This is a genomic window from Streptomyces sp. NPDC029296, assembly GCF_055569255.1.
In genome coordinates this window covers 58,507-73,884 of record NZ_JBVHXT010000041.1, presented here as the reverse complement: position 1 = coordinate 73,884, position 15,378 = coordinate 58,507, and the positions used below count along the sequence as shown (strand labels likewise).

12 protein-coding genes are annotated in these 15,378 nt (G+C 72.7%); 11 read left to right on the top strand and 1 reads right to left on the bottom strand.

Annotated elements, in window-relative coordinates; all coding sequences use genetic code 11:
* The first annotated feature begins 5 nt into the window (after positions 1 to 5).
* The 6 genes from hpnH to ACZ4W9_RS31005 all read left to right on the top strand — a co-directional run bounded on the left by hpnH (position 6) and on the right by ACZ4W9_RS31005 (position 6,328).
* Positions 6 to 1,028, top strand: a complete 1,023-nt coding sequence (gene hpnH, locus ACZ4W9_RS31030) for an adenosyl-hopene transferase HpnH (RefSeq protein ID WP_318200319.1) — start codon at positions 6 to 8, stop codon at positions 1,026 to 1,028.
* Entirely contained in the window at positions 1,025 to 2,167 is a 1,143-nt protein-coding gene (gene ispG / locus ACZ4W9_RS31025; RefSeq protein WP_467941321.1) for a flavodoxin-dependent (E)-4-hydroxy-3-methylbut-2-enyl-diphosphate synthase, read from the top strand. Before hpnH ends, ispG begins: the two co-directional genes overlap by 4 nt.
* Positions 2,168 to 2,198: 31 nt before the next feature.
* Complete coding sequence (gene dxs, locus ACZ4W9_RS31020) at positions 2,199 to 4,097, top strand: 1-deoxy-D-xylulose-5-phosphate synthase (protein ID WP_467941320.1); 1,899 nt, start codon at positions 2,199 to 2,201, stop codon at positions 4,095 to 4,097.
* Complete coding sequence (locus ACZ4W9_RS31015; protein ID WP_467941319.1) at positions 4,094 to 5,479, top strand: aspartate aminotransferase family protein; 1,386 nt, start codon at positions 4,094 to 4,096, stop codon at positions 5,477 to 5,479. Before dxs ends, ACZ4W9_RS31015 begins: the two co-directional genes overlap by 4 nt.
* A 106-nt stretch (positions 5,480 to 5,585) precedes the next feature.
* Positions 5,586 to 6,209, top strand: a complete 624-nt coding sequence (locus ACZ4W9_RS31010) for a helix-turn-helix domain-containing protein (protein WP_467941318.1) — start codon at positions 5,586 to 5,588, stop codon at positions 6,207 to 6,209.
* Complete coding sequence (locus ACZ4W9_RS31005; protein WP_467941316.1) at positions 6,206 to 6,328, top strand: DUF6126 family protein; 123 nt, start codon at positions 6,206 to 6,208, stop codon at positions 6,326 to 6,328. Before ACZ4W9_RS31010 ends, ACZ4W9_RS31005 begins: the two co-directional genes overlap by 4 nt.
* A gap of 31 nt (positions 6,329 to 6,359) precedes the next feature.
* Here ACZ4W9_RS31005 and ACZ4W9_RS31000 read toward each other — a convergent pair whose 3' ends face one another.
* A complete protein-coding gene (locus tag ACZ4W9_RS31000; protein WP_467941315.1) occupies positions 6,360 to 7,157 on the bottom strand; it encodes a tyrosine-protein phosphatase in 798 nt (265 codons plus the stop codon).
* A 173-nt stretch (positions 7,158 to 7,330) separates the two neighbouring features.
* On the opposite strand from ACZ4W9_RS31000, the gene ACZ4W9_RS30995 reads away from it, so the two are divergent.
* From ACZ4W9_RS30995 to ACZ4W9_RS30975, 5 genes are all read left to right on the top strand, one after another.
* A complete protein-coding gene (locus tag ACZ4W9_RS30995; RefSeq protein WP_467941353.1) occupies positions 7,331 to 9,403 on the top strand; it encodes an alpha-galactosidase in 2,073 nt (690 codons plus the stop codon).
* 180 nt (positions 9,404 to 9,583) lie between these two features.
* A complete protein-coding gene (locus ACZ4W9_RS30990; protein WP_467941351.1) occupies positions 9,584 to 10,369 on the top strand; it encodes an SGNH/GDSL hydrolase family protein in 786 nt (261 codons plus the stop codon).
* Positions 10,370 to 10,744: 375 nt separating this feature from the next.
* A complete protein-coding gene (locus ACZ4W9_RS30985) occupies positions 10,745 to 11,911 on the top strand; it encodes an MBL fold metallo-hydrolase (protein ID WP_467941313.1) in 1,167 nt (388 codons plus the stop codon).
* 482 nt (positions 11,912 to 12,393) lie between these two features.
* Entirely contained in the window at positions 12,394 to 14,853 is a 2,460-nt protein-coding gene (locus tag ACZ4W9_RS30980; RefSeq protein ID WP_467941312.1) for a sensor histidine kinase, read from the top strand.
* A 90-nt stretch (positions 14,854 to 14,943) separates the two neighbouring features.
* On the top strand, positions 14,944 to 15,378 hold the full coding sequence (locus tag ACZ4W9_RS30975) for a roadblock/LC7 domain-containing protein (protein ID WP_467941311.1): 435 nt from the start codon (positions 14,944 to 14,946) through the stop codon (positions 15,376 to 15,378).

Below are 15,378 nucleotides of genomic sequence, written 5' to 3'. Positions count from 1 at the left end.
GCCAGATGGCCATGCCGTTGCGTCAGTCCATCAAGGTCGCTACATACCTGGCTGAACAGAAGCTGCGCAAGCGGGACAAGTTTCCGCTGATTGTCGAGCTGGAACCGCTTTTCGCCTGCAATCTGAAGTGTGAGGGCTGCGGCAAGATCCAGCACCCCGCCGGTGTGCTCAAGCAGCGCATGCCGGTCGCCCAGGCCGTGGGCGCCGTGCTGGAGTCCGGGGCGCCGATGGTCTCCATCGCCGGCGGCGAGCCCTTGATGCACCCTCAGATCGACGAGATCGTGCGGCAGTTGGTGGCGAAGCGGAAGTACGTCTTCCTGTGCACCAACGCGATGCTGCTGCGCAAGAAGATGGACAAGTTCACCCCCTCGCCCTATTTCGCCTTCGCGGTGCACATCGACGGGCTGCGTGAGCGGCACGACGAATCCGTCGCGAAGGAAGGCGTGTTCGACGAGGCCGTGGCGGCCATCAAGGAGGCCAAGCGGCGCGGCTTCCGGGTGACCACCAACTCCACCTTCTTCAACACCGACACCCCGCAGACCATCATCGAGGTGCTCAACTTCCTCAACGACGACCTCCAGGTCGACGAGATGATGATCTCGCCCGCCTACGCCTACGAGAAGGCTCCGGACCAGGAGCACTTCCTCGGCGTGGAGCAGACCCGGGAGCTGTTCAAGAAGGCCTTCGCGGGCGGCAACCGCCGCAAGTGGCGGCTCAACCACTCCCCGCTCTTCCTGGACTTCCTGGAGGGCAAGGTCGACTTCCCGTGCACCGCGTGGGCGATCCCGAACTACTCGCTCTTCGGCTGGCAGCGCCCCTGCTACCTGATGAGCGACGGGTACGTGCCGACGTACCGCGAACTGGTGGAGAAGACCGACTGGGACAAGTACGGCCGCGGCAAGGACCCGCGGTGCGCCAACTGCATGGCCCACTGCGGCTACGAGCCGACCGCCGTCCTCGCCACCATGGGCTCCCTGAAGGAGTCCCTGCGGGCCATGCGCGAGACCGTCGCCGGGAACCGGGAATGACCTCGACGACCACCGTTCCGCTGGGCGTCCCCGAGGTGCCGGCCCGTCCGGTCGCGCCTCGGCGGGCGTCGCGGCGGATCCAGGTCGGGCCGGTGCCGGTCGGCGGCGGCGCCCCGGTGTCCGTGCAGTCGATGACGACGACCCGCACCTCCGACATCGGCGCCACCTTGCAGCAGATCGCCGAACTCACCGCGTCCGGCTGCCAGATCGTCCGCGTCGCCTGCCCCACGCAGGACGACGCGGACGCGCTGGCGACCATCGCGAGGAAGTCGCAGATCCCGGTGATCGCGGACATCCACTTCCAGCCGAAGTACGTGTTCGCCGCCATCGAGGCCGGCTGCGCCGCGGTCCGCGTCAACCCCGGCAACATCAAGCAGTTCGACGACAAGGTCAAGGAGATCGCCAAGGCCGCCAAGGACCACGGCACCCCGATCCGGATCGGCGTCAACGCCGGCTCCCTGGACCGGCGCCTGCTCCGGAAGTACGGCAAGGCGACCCCCGAGGCGCTGGTCGAGTCGGCCCTGTGGGAGGCGTCCCTCTTCGAGGAGCACGACTTCCGGGACATCAAGATCTCCGTCAAGCACAACGACCCGGTCGTGATGATCGAGGCCTACCGCCAGCTCGCCGAGCGGTGCGACTACTCGCTGCACCTCGGCGTCACGGAGGCCGGCCCCGCCTTCCAGGGCACGATCAAGTCGGCGGTCGCCTTCGGCGCGCTGCTCAGCCAGGGCATCGGCGACACCATCCGGGTGTCGCTGAGCGCGCCGCCGGTCGAGGAGATCAAGGTCGGCATCCAGATCCTGGAGTCCCTGAACCTGCGCCGGCGCGGCCTGGAGATCGTCTCCTGCCCGTCCTGCGGCCGCGCCCAGGTCGACGTCTACAAGCTCGCCGAGGAGGTGACGGCGGGCCTGGACGGCATGGAGGTGCCGCTCCGGGTCGCGGTGATGGGGTGTGTGGTCAACGGTCCCGGCGAGGCCCGCGAGGCCGACCTCGGCGTGGCCTCCGGCAACGGCAAGGGCCAGATCTTCGTCAAGGGCGAGGTCGTCAAGACCGTCCCCGAGTCCAAGATCGTGGAGACCCTGATCGAGGAGGCCATGAAGCTCGCCGAGAGCGAGAGCCTTTCGGACCAGGTGAGTTGAGGCAAGGCACGCAACGAGAGGGGGCCCGAGAGTGACCATTCTGGAGAGCATCCGGCAACCACGCGACCTGAAGGCGCTGTCCGAAGCGGAACTCGGGGAACTGTCCGGAGAAATACGTGAGTTCCTGGTGCACGCCGTGTCGAGGACGGGCGGTCACCTCGGGCCCAACCTGGGCGTGGTGGAACTCACCATCGCGCTCCACCGGGTCTTCGAGTCGCCGGCCGACCGCATCCTGTGGGACACCGGCCACCAGGCCTACGTCCACAAGCTGCTGACCGGCCGTCAGGACTTCTCGAAGCTGCGCGGCAAGGGCGGACTGTCCGGCTACCCCTCGCGCGAGGAGTCCGAGCACGACGTCATCGAGAACAGCCACGCGTCCACGGCGATCGGCTGGGCCGACGGCCTCGCCAAGGCCAGTCAGGTGCGGGGGGAGAAGGGCCATGTGGTCGCCGTCATCGGCGACGGCGCGCTGACCGGCGGCATGGCGTGGGAGGCGCTGAACAACATCGCCGCGGCCCGGGACCGGCCGCTCGTCATCGTCGTCAACGACAACGAACGCTCCTACGCCCCGACCATCGGCGGCCTGGCCAACCACCTGGCCACACTGCGCACCACCGACGGCTACGAGAAGGTCCTCGCCTGGGGCAAGGAAGTGCTCCAGCGCACCCCGGTCGTCGGCAGCACGCTCTACGAGTCCCTGCACGGCGCGAAGAAGGGCTTCAAGGACGCCTTCGCCCCGCAGGGCATGTTCGAGGACCTGGGCCTGAAGTACCTCGGCCCGATCGACGGCCACGACCTGGGGGCGGTCGAATCGGCGCTGCGCCGCGCCAAGCGCTTCCACGGTCCCGTCCTGGTCCACTGCCTCACCGAGAAGGGCCGCGGCTACGAACCCGCCCTCGCGCACGAGGAGGACCACTTCCACTCCGTGGGCGTGATGGACCCGCTCACCTGCGAGCCGCTCGCTCCCTCCAAGGGCCCCTCGTGGACCTCGGTGTTCGGCGAGGAGATCGTCAGGATCGGGGAGGAACGCGAGGACGTCGTGGCGATCACGGCGGCCATGCTGCACCCGGTCGGCCTCGCCCGGTTCGCCGAGCGCTTCCCGGACCGCGTCTGGGACGTCGGCATCGCCGAGCAGCACGCGGCCGTCTCCGCGGCCGGCCTCGCCACCGGCGGGCTCCACCCGGTCGTCGCCGTCTACGCCACCTTCCTCAACCGCGCCTTCGACCAGCTGCTGATGGACGTGGCCCTGCACAAGTGCGGGGTGACCTTCGTGCTGGACCGGGCCGGTGTCACCGGCACCGACGGGGCCTCACACAACGGCATGTGGGACATGTCGATCCTCCAGGTCGTCCCCGGCCTGCGGATCGCCGCCCCGCGCGACACCGACCAGCTGCGCGCCCAGCTCCGCGAGGCCGTCGCCGTGGACGACGCGCCCACGCTGGTCCGCTTCCCGAAGGAGACCGCCGGCCCGGGCGTCCCCGCCGTCGACCGGGTCGGCGGCATGGACGTCCTGCACCGCGCCGAGCGCCCCGAGGTGCTGCTGGTGGCCGTCGGCGTGATGGCCACGGTGTGCCTGCGGACCGCCGAACTGCTCGAAGCCCGCGGCATCGGCTGCACCGTGGTCGACCCGCGCTGGGTCAAACCCGTCGACCCCGCCCTGCCCGAGCTGGCCGCCGGGCACCGGCTGGTGGCCGTGGTCGAGGACAACAGCCGGGCCGCGGGCGTCGGTTCGGCCGTGGCGCTGGCCCTCGGCGACGCCGACGTGGACGTACCGGTACGGCGGTTCGGCATCCCGGAGCAGTTCCTCGCGCACGCCAAGCGCAGCGAGGTGCTGGCCGACATCGGCCTCACGCCCGTCGAGATCGCCGGGCAGATCAGCGCGAGTCTGGCCGCCAAGGACGCCGGCGGCACAGTCAAGGAGAGTGAATGACCACCGAGTTCGACCTCGGCGCCCTGCTCGCCGAGCGCGGAGCCGAACGCTACGAGCTGCACACCAAGCACCTCAACCCGCAGCTCCCGCGAATGCTGCACACCATCGGCTTCGACAAGGTCTACGAGCGCGCCGAGGGAGCGCACTTCTTCGACGCGGACGGCAACGACTACCTGGACATGCTCGCCGGGTTCGGCGTGATGGGTCTCGGCCGTCACCACCCGGTCGTCCGCAAGGCGCTGCACGACGTCCTGGACCTGGACCTCGCCGACCTCACCCGCTTCGACTGCCAGCCGCTGCCCGGCCTGCTCGCCGAACGGCTCCTCGCCCACAGCCCGCACCTGGACCGGGTGTTCTTCGGCAACAGCGGCACCGAAGCGGTCGAGACGGCCCTGAAGTTCGCCCGGTACGCCACCGGCAAACCCCGCGTCCTGTACTGCGACCACGCCTTCCACGGCCTGACCACCGGCTCGCTGTCGGTCAACGGCGAAGACGGCTTCCGCGACGGGTTCGCCCCGCTGCTGCCCGACACCGCCGTCCCCCTCGGCGATCTGGAGGCCCTCGCCCGGGAGCTGCGCAAGGGCGACGTGGCCGCGCTGATCGTGGAACCGATCCAGGGCAAGGGCGTCCACGAGGCGCCCCCCGGCTATCTGCGGGCCGCGCAGGAACTGCTGCACAAGCACAAGGCGCTGCTCATCGCCGACGAGGTGCAGACCGGCCTCGGCCGCACCGGTGACTTCTACGCCTACCAGCACGAGGACGGCGTCGAACCGGACCTGGTGTGCGTCGCCAAGGCCCTGTCCGGCGGCTATGTGCCGGTCGGCGCCACCCTCGGCAAGGAGTGGATCTTCAAGAAGGTCTACTCGTCGATGGACCGCGTACTGGTGCACTCGGCGAGCTTCGGCTCCAACGCCCAGGCCATGGCGTGCGGCCTCGCCGTGCTCTCGGTCATGGAGAACGAGCAGATCGTCGCCGGCGTGCGCCGCACCGGCGAGCTGCTGAAGTCCCGGCTCACCGCGCTGATCGACACGTACGAGCTGCTCGCCGACGTGCGCGGCCGGGGCCTGATGATCGGCATCGAGTTCGGCAGGCCCTCGTCGCTGAAGCTGCGCGGCCGCTGGACCATGCTCCAGGCGGCCCGCAAGGGCCTGTTCGCCCAGATGGTCGTCGTACCGCTGCTCCAGAAGCACCGGATCCTCACCCAGGTCTCCGGTGACCACCTGGAGGTGATCAAGCTCATTCCGCCGCTGGTCGTCGACGAGGCGGATGTGGACCGGTTCGTGGCCGCCTTCATCGCGGTGATGGACGACGCGCACAGCGGCGGCGGCCTGATGTGGGACTTCGGCAAGACCCTGATCAAGCAGGCCGTGGCGAACCGCTGAGCGGCCCGGGCGGCGGGGCGCCGGCGGCGGTGAGCGCCGGGCGCCCCGGCCTTGCCTCTGAGGCAAGAAAATTGCCCTGTGGGCAAGGCTGGGGCTCAATGGAGGCATGAACGCCTCGGACGCCGCGCCGCCGGCGGCAGCGGACGGCGGCCTGCCCGCCGTCGCGCCGCAGCTGCGCGCCCTGCGCCGGCGGGCCGGTCTCACGCTGGAGGCCGCGGCCCGCTCCGCCGGTCTCTCCCCGGCCCACCTCTCCCGTCTGGAGACCGGGCACCGGCAGCCGTCGCTGCCGATGCTGCTGGCGCTCGCCCGTATCTACGGTACGACCGTCTCCGAACTGCTCGGCGAGACGGTCGCCGACCGGGACGCGATCGTGCGCGCCGCCGACATGGAACCGACCCGGGCCGGCGGCTGGACGTACGTCCAGGCCGGGGCGCCGGGCCGCGGCATGCAGGCCCTGCGGGTGCGGGCGCCCTACGGCTCCCAGGGCGACATCGTGCGCGTCCACCCGGGCGAGGAGTGGCTCTACGTCCTCAAGGGGCGGCTGCGGCTGCGGCTCGGGGACACCGCGCACCTGCTCGGCCCCGGGGACAGCGCGCACTTCGACTCGCTCACCCCGCACCGCCTCGCCGCCGAGGACCACGACGGCGTGGAGCTGCTGTTCGTCCACACCCTGCTGCAGAGCCCCACGGCCACACTGTGCCTGGGCTCACCGACCGGAGAGCTGCCATGACGAACCTCGAGGAGAAGTTCCCCCGTTCCCTGTGGATCCGGCTGATCGTCTACATCGCCCTCGGGCACGTCCTGGCCGCCTTCCTCTACCTGCTGTTCGCGGTGGGCGCCAAGAGCTGACCGCCCCGCGGCCGGCCGGGCCCGGCGGGCGTCAGTCCAGCAGGCGTTCGCGCAGCCGCTCACGCGCCTCGGGCGTGAACTCCAGACCCTGCGCCAGATACGTCTCGACATCGCCCCAGGTCTCCTCGATGCTCGCGAACGCCGCCTGGAGATACTCGGCACGGGCGTCGAAGAGCGGGTCGAGCAGCTCCATCACCTCGGGCGTGTACGCCGTCTCCGCGCTGCCGCTGCGCCGGACCTTGTAGCGGCGGTGCTTGGCGTTGGACTCCAGATAGTCGGCGACGATCGCCTCGCGCTCCACGCCCAGCGCGAGCAGCGTGACGGCGATGGACACGCCCGCGCGGTCCTTGCCGGCCGCGCAGTGCATCAGCGCCGGAACGCTGTCGTCGGCGAGCGCGTGCAGCACCCGGGAGTGCTCGGCGGTGCGCTCCTTGACGATCCTCCGGTAGGAGTCGGTCATCCGGGCCGCGCCCTTGCCGTCGGAGAGGATCGCGCGCAGCTGGTCGAGGTCGCCGTCGCGGACCATCTTCCAGAACTCGGCACCGTCCGCCGGGTCGCTCAGCGGGAGGTTCACGTTCCGCACGCCGGGCAGCTCGACGTCCGGGCCCTCCAGCCGCTGGTCGGCCGCGTTGCGGAAGTCGAAGATCGTGTGCAGCCCCAGGGAGGCGAGGAAGGCCGCGTCCTCCTCCGTCGCGTGCGCGAGGTGCCCGCTGCGGAACAGCACTCCGTGACGCACCCGCCGTCCGTCCACGGTCGGCAGCCCGCCCACATCACGGAAATTGCGCACTCCTGCCAGCTCCGGCTCGGTCGACGGGACCTGCTGCGTCACGGGGGCTCCTCCCGGTCGTCGGCCGCCGTCGCGACTCGCCGGCGGGCACTGAAGTCGACCATACGGCATCGATTTCCTCGGGCGACGAGTTATCCACAGGCATTGTCAGACGGACCCGCGACCGTTGATGATGTCGGGACTTGCGCGGATCTGTTGACACCTGTGAGGTCTCGATGGTGGACATCGCCGAAGACGGCCGCACCTGGCTGCTGTCGGGTCCCGGCAGCAGCTACGCGCTGCGTCTGACCGACGCGGACGAACTGCTCCACCTGCACTGGGGCCCACGGATCGCGCTCGCCGACGCCGAGGCGCTGGCGGCCCGGCCGCTGCCCGGCCCCTGGCCCTTCGAGTCGCCCCTCGACGGCCGCGAGGAGTACCCCGTCGAGGGCGGCTTCCGCTTCGTCCGCCCCGCCCTCTCCGTCCGCACCGGGCTGCGGCGCGGCACCGAGTGGCGCTTCGTGTCCTACGCCGTCGAGGACGGCGCGCTGCGGCTCCGCTTCGACGACGACGGTCTCGGCGTCACCCTGCACTACCGGATGCGCGGCGACGTGGTCGAGCGCCGGGTGACCGTCGCCAACGACGGCCCCGCGCCCGTGGAGCTGCTCCGCGCCGACGCGGCCACCTGGACGCTGCCCGACCGCGAGGGCTGGCGGCTGTCCCAGCTGCACGGCCGGTGGGCCGCCGAGTCCCGGCTCACCACCGCCCCCCTCACCTACGGCGAGAAGGTCGTCGGCAGCCGCCGCGGCCACACCGGCCACCACCACCTGCCCTGGGTCGCCCTCGACACCGACGCCACCGAGGAGCACGGCGAGGTCTACGGCTGCGCGCTCGGCTGGTCCGGCTCCTGGCGCATCGCGGTCGCCCAACTCCCGGACGCGCGCGTGCAGATCACCGGCGGCGCCGGACACGACGACTCGGGCCTGCTGCTCCTCGCGCCCGGGCAGTCGTACACCACCCCCGTGTTCGCGGGCCTGTGGAGCGACGGCGGCTTCGGCGGCGCGAGCCGCGCCTGGCACGCCTACCAGCGCGCGCACGTGATCCCGGACGCCGACCGGGACCGGCCCGTGCTGTTCAACTCCTGGGAGGCGACGTACTTCGACATCTCCGAGGAGCGGCAGGCCGCCCTCGCCCGCCGGGCCGCCGAGATCGGCGTCGAGCTGTTCGTGGTGGACGACGGCTGGTTCGGCGCCCGCACCAGCGACCGCGCCGGCCTCGGCGACTGGACGCCCAACCCCGACCGCTTCCCGCACGGCCTCAAGCCCCTCGCCGACCATGTGCACGGCCTCGGCATGCGGTTCGGGATCTGGGTCGAGCCCGAGATGGTCAACCCGGACAGCGAGCTGTACCGCGCCCACCCCGACTGGGTGCAGTACCAACCCGGCCGCAGCCGCACGGAGCTGCGCCATCAGCTCGTCCTCAACCTCGCCCGCGAGGACGTCCGGCGGTACCTGTGGGAGCGGCTGGACACCCTGCTCTCCAGCGCCCCGATCGACTATGTGAAGTGGGACTTCAACCGCAGCTTCACCGACGCCGGCTGGCCCGGGGAGCCCTACCCGCAGCGCCTGTGGGTGGACCACGTGCGCGCCCTGTACGCCCTGCTGGACCGGCTGCGGGCCGCGCATCCCCGGGTCGCCTTCGAGTCCTGCTCGGGCGGCGGCGGCCGGATCGACCTCGGGGTGCTCGGCCGCACCGACCAGGTGTGGACCTCCGACAACACCGACCCGCTGGACCGGCTCGCCATCCAGCACGGCTTCACCCAGGTCCACCCCGCGCGCGTGATGGCCGCCTGGGTCACCGACAGCCCCAACACCCAGCTCAACGGGCGGGCGAGTTCGCTGCGGTTCCGGTTCGTCAGCGCCATGGCGGGCGTCCTCGGGATCGGCGGCGACCTGACGCGGTGGAGCGCGGCGGAACTGGCCCAGGCCCGCCGGTGGGTGGAGCTGTACAAGGAGATCCGCCCGCTCGTGCAGCACGGCGAGCTGTACCGGCTGCGGCCCCCGACGGGCGGCCTGAGCGCCGTGCAGTACCTCCGGGGAGAGGAGACCGTCGTCCTCGCCTGGCTCCAGGCGCAGCACCACGGCGAGCCGGTCCCGGCGCTGCGGCTGCGCGGACTCGATCCGGCGGCGTCGTACGAATGCCGTGAGACCGGCGCCGTGCACCGGGGAGCGGTGCTGCTGCACCACGGACTGCGCACGGACCTCAAGGGCGACCTGGACGCGACGGTGATCCGGCTGCGCCGCATATGACTCTCCTGTCCGCGGCCGACGCCACCGGTCGGTCCGGCCCGCCTTTATTCCTGGATTGCAAAGTCTTTAAGAGTGGCTCATCTCACCGTTCGTCAACCCCCGCCTACGGTCGCGTAGGTCACATCCGAAGGTGAATCATGGCCCGACGTGGCAGACGATTCGAAGAGTGACAGCAGATCAGTGATCGGGTCGTACGTGGCGGTGGGGGACAGCTTCACCGAGGGCGTCGGCGATCCCGGGCCGGACGGGGCGTTCGTAGGCTGGGCCGACCGGTTCGCGGTACTGCTCGCCGACCGGCGTCCCGAGGGCGACTTCCAGTACACCAACCTCGCCGTGCGCGGGAAGCTGCTGGACCAGATCGTGGCCGACCAGGTCCCGCGCGCCGTCGACCTGGCACCCGACCTGGTCTCCTTCTGCGCGGGCGGCAACGACATCATCCGCCCGGGCACCGACCCCGACGAGGTGGCCGAGCGCTTCGAACGCGCCGTGGCCCGGCTCGCGGGGGCCGCCGGGACGGTGCTGGTGACGACCGGCTTCGATACCCGTGGCGTGCCCCTGCTCAAGCACCTGCGCGGCAAGATCGCCACCTACAACGGGCACGTTCGTGCCATCGCCGACCGCTACGGCTGCCCCGTGCTCGACCTGTGGTCCCTGAGGTCCGTACAGGACCGCAGGGCCTGGGACAGCGACCGCCTGCACCTCTCGCCCGAGGGGCACACGCGCGTGGCGCTGCGCGCCGGACAGGCCCTCGGCCTCCAGGTGCCGGCCGACCCCGAGCAGCCGTGGCCGCCGCTGCCGCCCCGGGGCACCCTGGAGGTCCGCCGCGACGACGTCCAGTGGGCGCGTGAATACCTCGTGCCGTGGATCGGGCGCCGGCTGCGCGGCGAGTCCTCCGGCGACCACGTGACCGCCAAGGGCACGCTCTCGCCGGACGACATCAAGCTGCGCATCGCCTCCGTGGCCTGACGCCGCGGACCGCGCCCCGGACCGCCCGCACGAGCGGCCCGGGACGCGGCCCGCGCACGCACACCGCCGCCGGGCCGACGCCCGCCGTCGGGGCCCGGTGCTCGGGCGAGGGCGCCGTCCGGCCGTTCCCGCGTCCGGGCGGGACGTCGCACGCACCTCCGCCCGGCCGGCGGCGCGCACTCACCAGGTGTTCCGCCTCGCTCCGCCGGCGGCGCCTTGCGTCGTCCCGGCGGTCATCCGGGTGGCCGGTCTCCGCAAGGCGGGAGCAGGGCGGGCGTCGCCGCCCGCAAGGCGCGAGGGGGTGCCCCGCCGTGCCCGGGCTGTCGGAGGGGCCGACCATAATGGGGGCCTCACCCCACTCCACCGGGAGGTACCGTGACCGGTTTGCGTTCTCCGGGCTCCGGGCCGCGCGCCCTGCGGCCCGCCGCCTTCGGCGCGGACCCGGGCGGCGCCCGCCTGGCGCGCATCCGCCGCTCGCCGCACTTCAGGGACGGTGTCTTCCAGAACCCCGGCGGCCCCGCCCGCACCCGGCCGAGCGGCTCGGCGCTGGACCTCGCGAAGGTGTTCCTGGACAAGGACACCCGGCCGCTGCGCTCGCCCGGCGGTACCGTGCCGGTGCACCCCACCACCTTCGCGGACCTGGCCGAGCCGCCCGCCACCGGACTGCGGCTGACCTGGATGGGCCACTCCAGCGTGCTCGCCGAGATCGACGGCCACCGCGTGCTGTTCGACCCCGTCTGGGGCGAGCGCTGCTCCCCGTTCCCCTTCGCCGGCCCCAGGCGGCTGCATCCCGTGCCGCTGCCGCTGGCCGCGCTCGGCCCGGTCGACGCCGTCGTCATCTCGCACGACCACTACGACCATCTGGACCTGCCCACCATCAAGGCGCTGGCCGGCACGGACACCCTGTTCGCCGTGCCGCTCGGGGTCGGCGCCCACCTGGAGCACTGGGGCGTCTCCCCGGACCGGCTGCGCGAACTGGACTGGCACGAGTCCACCCGGATCGGCGGCCTCACCCTCACCGCCACCCCGGCCCGCCACTTCTGCGGCCGGGGCCTGCGCAACACCCAGCACACCCTCTGGGCTTCCTGGACCGTCGTCGGCGAGGAGCACCGGATATACCACAGCGGCGACACCGGCTACTTCGACGGCTTCCGGGACATCGGCGCCGCGCACGGACCGTTCGACGCCACGATGATCCAGATCGGGGCCTACAGCGAGTTCTGGCCCGACATCCACATGACCCCCGACGAGGGCCTGCGCGCCCACCTCGACCTCCAGGGCGGAGCGCCGCACGGCGTGCTGCTGCCCATCCACTGGGGCACCTTCAACCTCGCCCCGCACCCCTGGGCGGAACCGGGGGAGTGGACCAAGGAGGTCGCCGAGGACGCCGGCCAGGCGGTCGCCCTGCCGCGCCCGGGCGAGCCCTTCGAGCCCGCCGGGAAGCTGCCGGCGGAGGCATGGTGGCGCCACGTCTCGGGCGGCCTCCGGCGCACCTGGCGCTCGGCCGGCGCACTCGTGGCGGAGCCGCCGGTACGGGGCTGACCGGGACCCGGGGTCCGCTGCCGCCGACCCCAGGCCAAGGCGATCACTCCCGGTGACAGCGGGGGCGGTCGTCCCCTCGGCAAAGCCGCCTCGGCGGAACGGCCGAGGGGAACTTTCATTCGTACGTGCACACCTCGCGGGGGTGGCGGGCCGGTCCGGCACGCCACCCCCGTTTGCGTTTCCTGGTCGGTTCCGACCAGGCCGTATCGGTCTCTTTCGTTCCGGCAGGGAAACGCTCGGCCGGATGGTCGGTCTGTCGTACGACCCCTCATACCAGAGCGGGACGCTCCCCGGGGGACTTTGCCGACTGCCCACCACGGTGGATGCGCAGGCAACTACTGTGAGTGTCCGTCGGGCGACACGCGGCCGGATTCACCGGTCCCGCCGGCCGACGCCGCGATCGCGCGTGCCCGCATCGACACATGCCCGCCGCGCGCACCGCACGAGGACCCCAGGCCCGACGGACCCGTACGAGGACGCAGATGTCTCACCTCCGAGCAGCGGCCGCCCACGCCGACCGTCGTGAGGGCGGCCGGCACGGGCGACCGGCCGCCCGACCCGCTCCCGCGCCGCCCGAGACGCGCATACGGCCCCAGTTGATGCGGCTCGCCGTCCTGCCGCCCCTCGCGGTCGCGCTCGGCTGCGGCGCCGCGGTGCTGTTCAGCGTGCGCTCCGCCGGCGTCCACACCGGCCCCCTGCTGTGGGCCATGGTCGCCGGGGCCGCCGGCGTGACCGTCGCCGGCATCCTGATCGCCGCCGTGGCCGCCGACCGCACCGCCCGCTCGGTCGCCGACCGCCTCGACGCCCTCAGGCGCACCGCCGCACGAGGCGAGGCCGACCTGCACGCCCTGGTCGACACGCTCCGGCGGGGCGAGACCCCGCCCCAGCGCGGCCGGCGCCACCGGCCGCCCGCCGACGCCGACGACTTCGAGCTGCTCGCCGCCGACCTGGCCCGCGCGTACGACGGCGCCGTCACCGCCGTCGTACGGGCCGCCCAGCTCTCCAGCCGGACGGGCAGCGAACAGAAGCTGGAGGTGTTCGTCAACCTCGCGCGCCGCCTCCAGTCCCTCGTGCACCGGGAGATCTCGATCCTCGATGACCTCGAGAACGACATCGAGGATCCCGACCTGCTCAAGGGCCTCTTCCACGTGGACCACCTGGCCACCCGGATCCGGCGGCACGCCGAGAACCTCGCCGTGCTCGGCGGCGCCGTCTCCCGCCGGCAGTGGAGCAACCCGGTCAGCATGACCGAGGTCCTGCGCTCCGCCATCGCCGAGGTCGAGCAGTACTCCCGGGTCAGACTCGTGCCGCCCATCGACGGCGAACTGCGCGGCCACGCCGTAGCCGACGTCATCCACCTCCTCGCCGAACTCGTCGAGAACGCCACGGTGTTCTCCGCCCCGCACACCCAGGTGCTGCTCCGAGCCAGCCTCGTCACCTCCGGGTGTGCCGTGGAGGTCGAGGACCGCGGGCTGGGCATGCCCGTCACCGAGCAGAACCGGATGAACGCCCTGCTCGCCGACCCCGACCAGGTCAACGTGGCCAGCCTGCTGGCCGACGGCCGCATCGGCCTCTACGTCGTCTCCCAGCTCGCCCGCCGGCACGGCATCCATGTGCGGCTGCAGACCAACATCTACGGCGGTGTGCAGGCCGTACTCGTCGTCCCGCAGGCGCTGTTGGGGCCGACGCGGGACGTGCCGGACACGGGCATGGGCGCGGGTACGGGCGGGGGCACGGCCACGCGCGAGAGCGCGGCCACGGGCCGGGGCGCGGGCGCCGAGGCCGCCCTTGTCGCGTGGCCGCGGGTGCCGGCGCCGGTGCCCTCGCCCGCGCCCGAGGGAGCGAGCGGGCGAACGGCCGAGCCGGGCACCGGGGACCGCGCCGGCAGCGGACCCGGGAACGGTTCCGTGCCCGGGGTCGGGGGCGCCGGGGCCAGTGGCGCGGGAGCCGGAACCGGAACCGGGGCCGGAACGGGCGCCGTTGACGGTTCCGAGGGCGAGGACGGCACCGCCCGGGCGCCAGGGACCGGGCGGCGGCGGCGCACGCAGCGCGGATCCGGGCGGCACGGCGCCGAGGACGGTACGCGCGGACGCCACGACGGCGCCCCGCCTCCGCTGCCGGTGCGCGGCAGCCGCGCGGCGCGGCCCACCCCCGCCGACGCCGTGCCCGGTGTCGGTGCCGAGGACCGGCCGGTGGTGGAGGCCCACACGGGTACCCTGCCCACCCCGCGCGCCGACATGGTGCGCGACGCCCCGGCGGAGAAGCCCCTGCTGCCCCGCAGGCGCGCTCAGGCGCACATCGCACCCCAATTGCGCGGCGGCCCGGCCCCGCGTCAGAACGCCGGCGGCGTCGCCGGCCACGACCCCGGCCTGATGGCCGCCTTCCAGCGCGGAGTCGGGCTCGCCGAGGCCCAGCAGCGGCTGGAGTCCGGCCACGAGGCTCCGGGACAGGAACCGCCGGGCCACGGCGGGCGGCCGACGCACGAGGATCCGAGGCACGACGAAGCGGCCCACGAAGCGGACTACGAGGAGCCGGGGCGGGAGGGGGCGGCCTACGAGAGGGCGAGGGTGGACAGCGTTTCGTACGGGGCCTACGGGGCCTACGGGGAAGCGGCGTACGCCGGTACCGCGTACGGACACATGGGTTCGGCCCATATGGACGCGGGTGCGGCCCATACGGACGCCCCGCCCATGGATGCGGCGCGCACGGGCTCTCGCCACATGGCCGCCGACCACACGGGCCCGCCCCCCACGGCACCGGAACCCACCGTCCCCGGCCACATGGCTCCCCACCACACAGCCCGCCACCACATGGGCTCGGAGCACACCACCCCCGGACAACCTCCGGCTCCCGCCCCCATACCCCAGGCCCGTGCCCACGCGCCCGCGCCGGACGGCGTGCGCGGTACCGGCCGTGCCGGGGGAAGCGCCCCGGCCGGATGACCGTACCCGCCCCCGCTGCCCCACCCGCACGTCGTACCCCAAACCCCCAGCGCTCCCGCAGTTTTCCGTACCCCAAGGAGTCGATCCACCATGGCGAGCGATGCGCCGACCGTCCCCGCATCCGACCTCGACTGGCTGCTGAGCGGCCTCGTGCAGCGCGTACCGCACACCACCAGCGCGGTGCTCCTCTCCTCCGACGGGCTGGTGAAGTCCGTGCACGGCCTGGACGCCGACAGCGCCGACCACATGGCGGCCCTCGCCTGCGGCCTGTACTCCCTCGGCCGCAGCGCGGGCATCCGGTTCGGCGACGGCGGCGCCGTGCGCCAGGTCGTGGTCGAACTCGACGCGACCCTGCTCTTCGTCACCACCGCCGGCTCCGGCACCTGTCTCGCCGTGCTGGCCGGCCGCGAGGCCGACGCCGCGGTGCTCGGCTACGAGATGGCGATGCTGGTCAAGAGCGTGCGCCCCTACCTGGTCACCGCCCCCCGGCAGCAGGCCGCGGGCACCGCGGCGACGAGGCCTTGA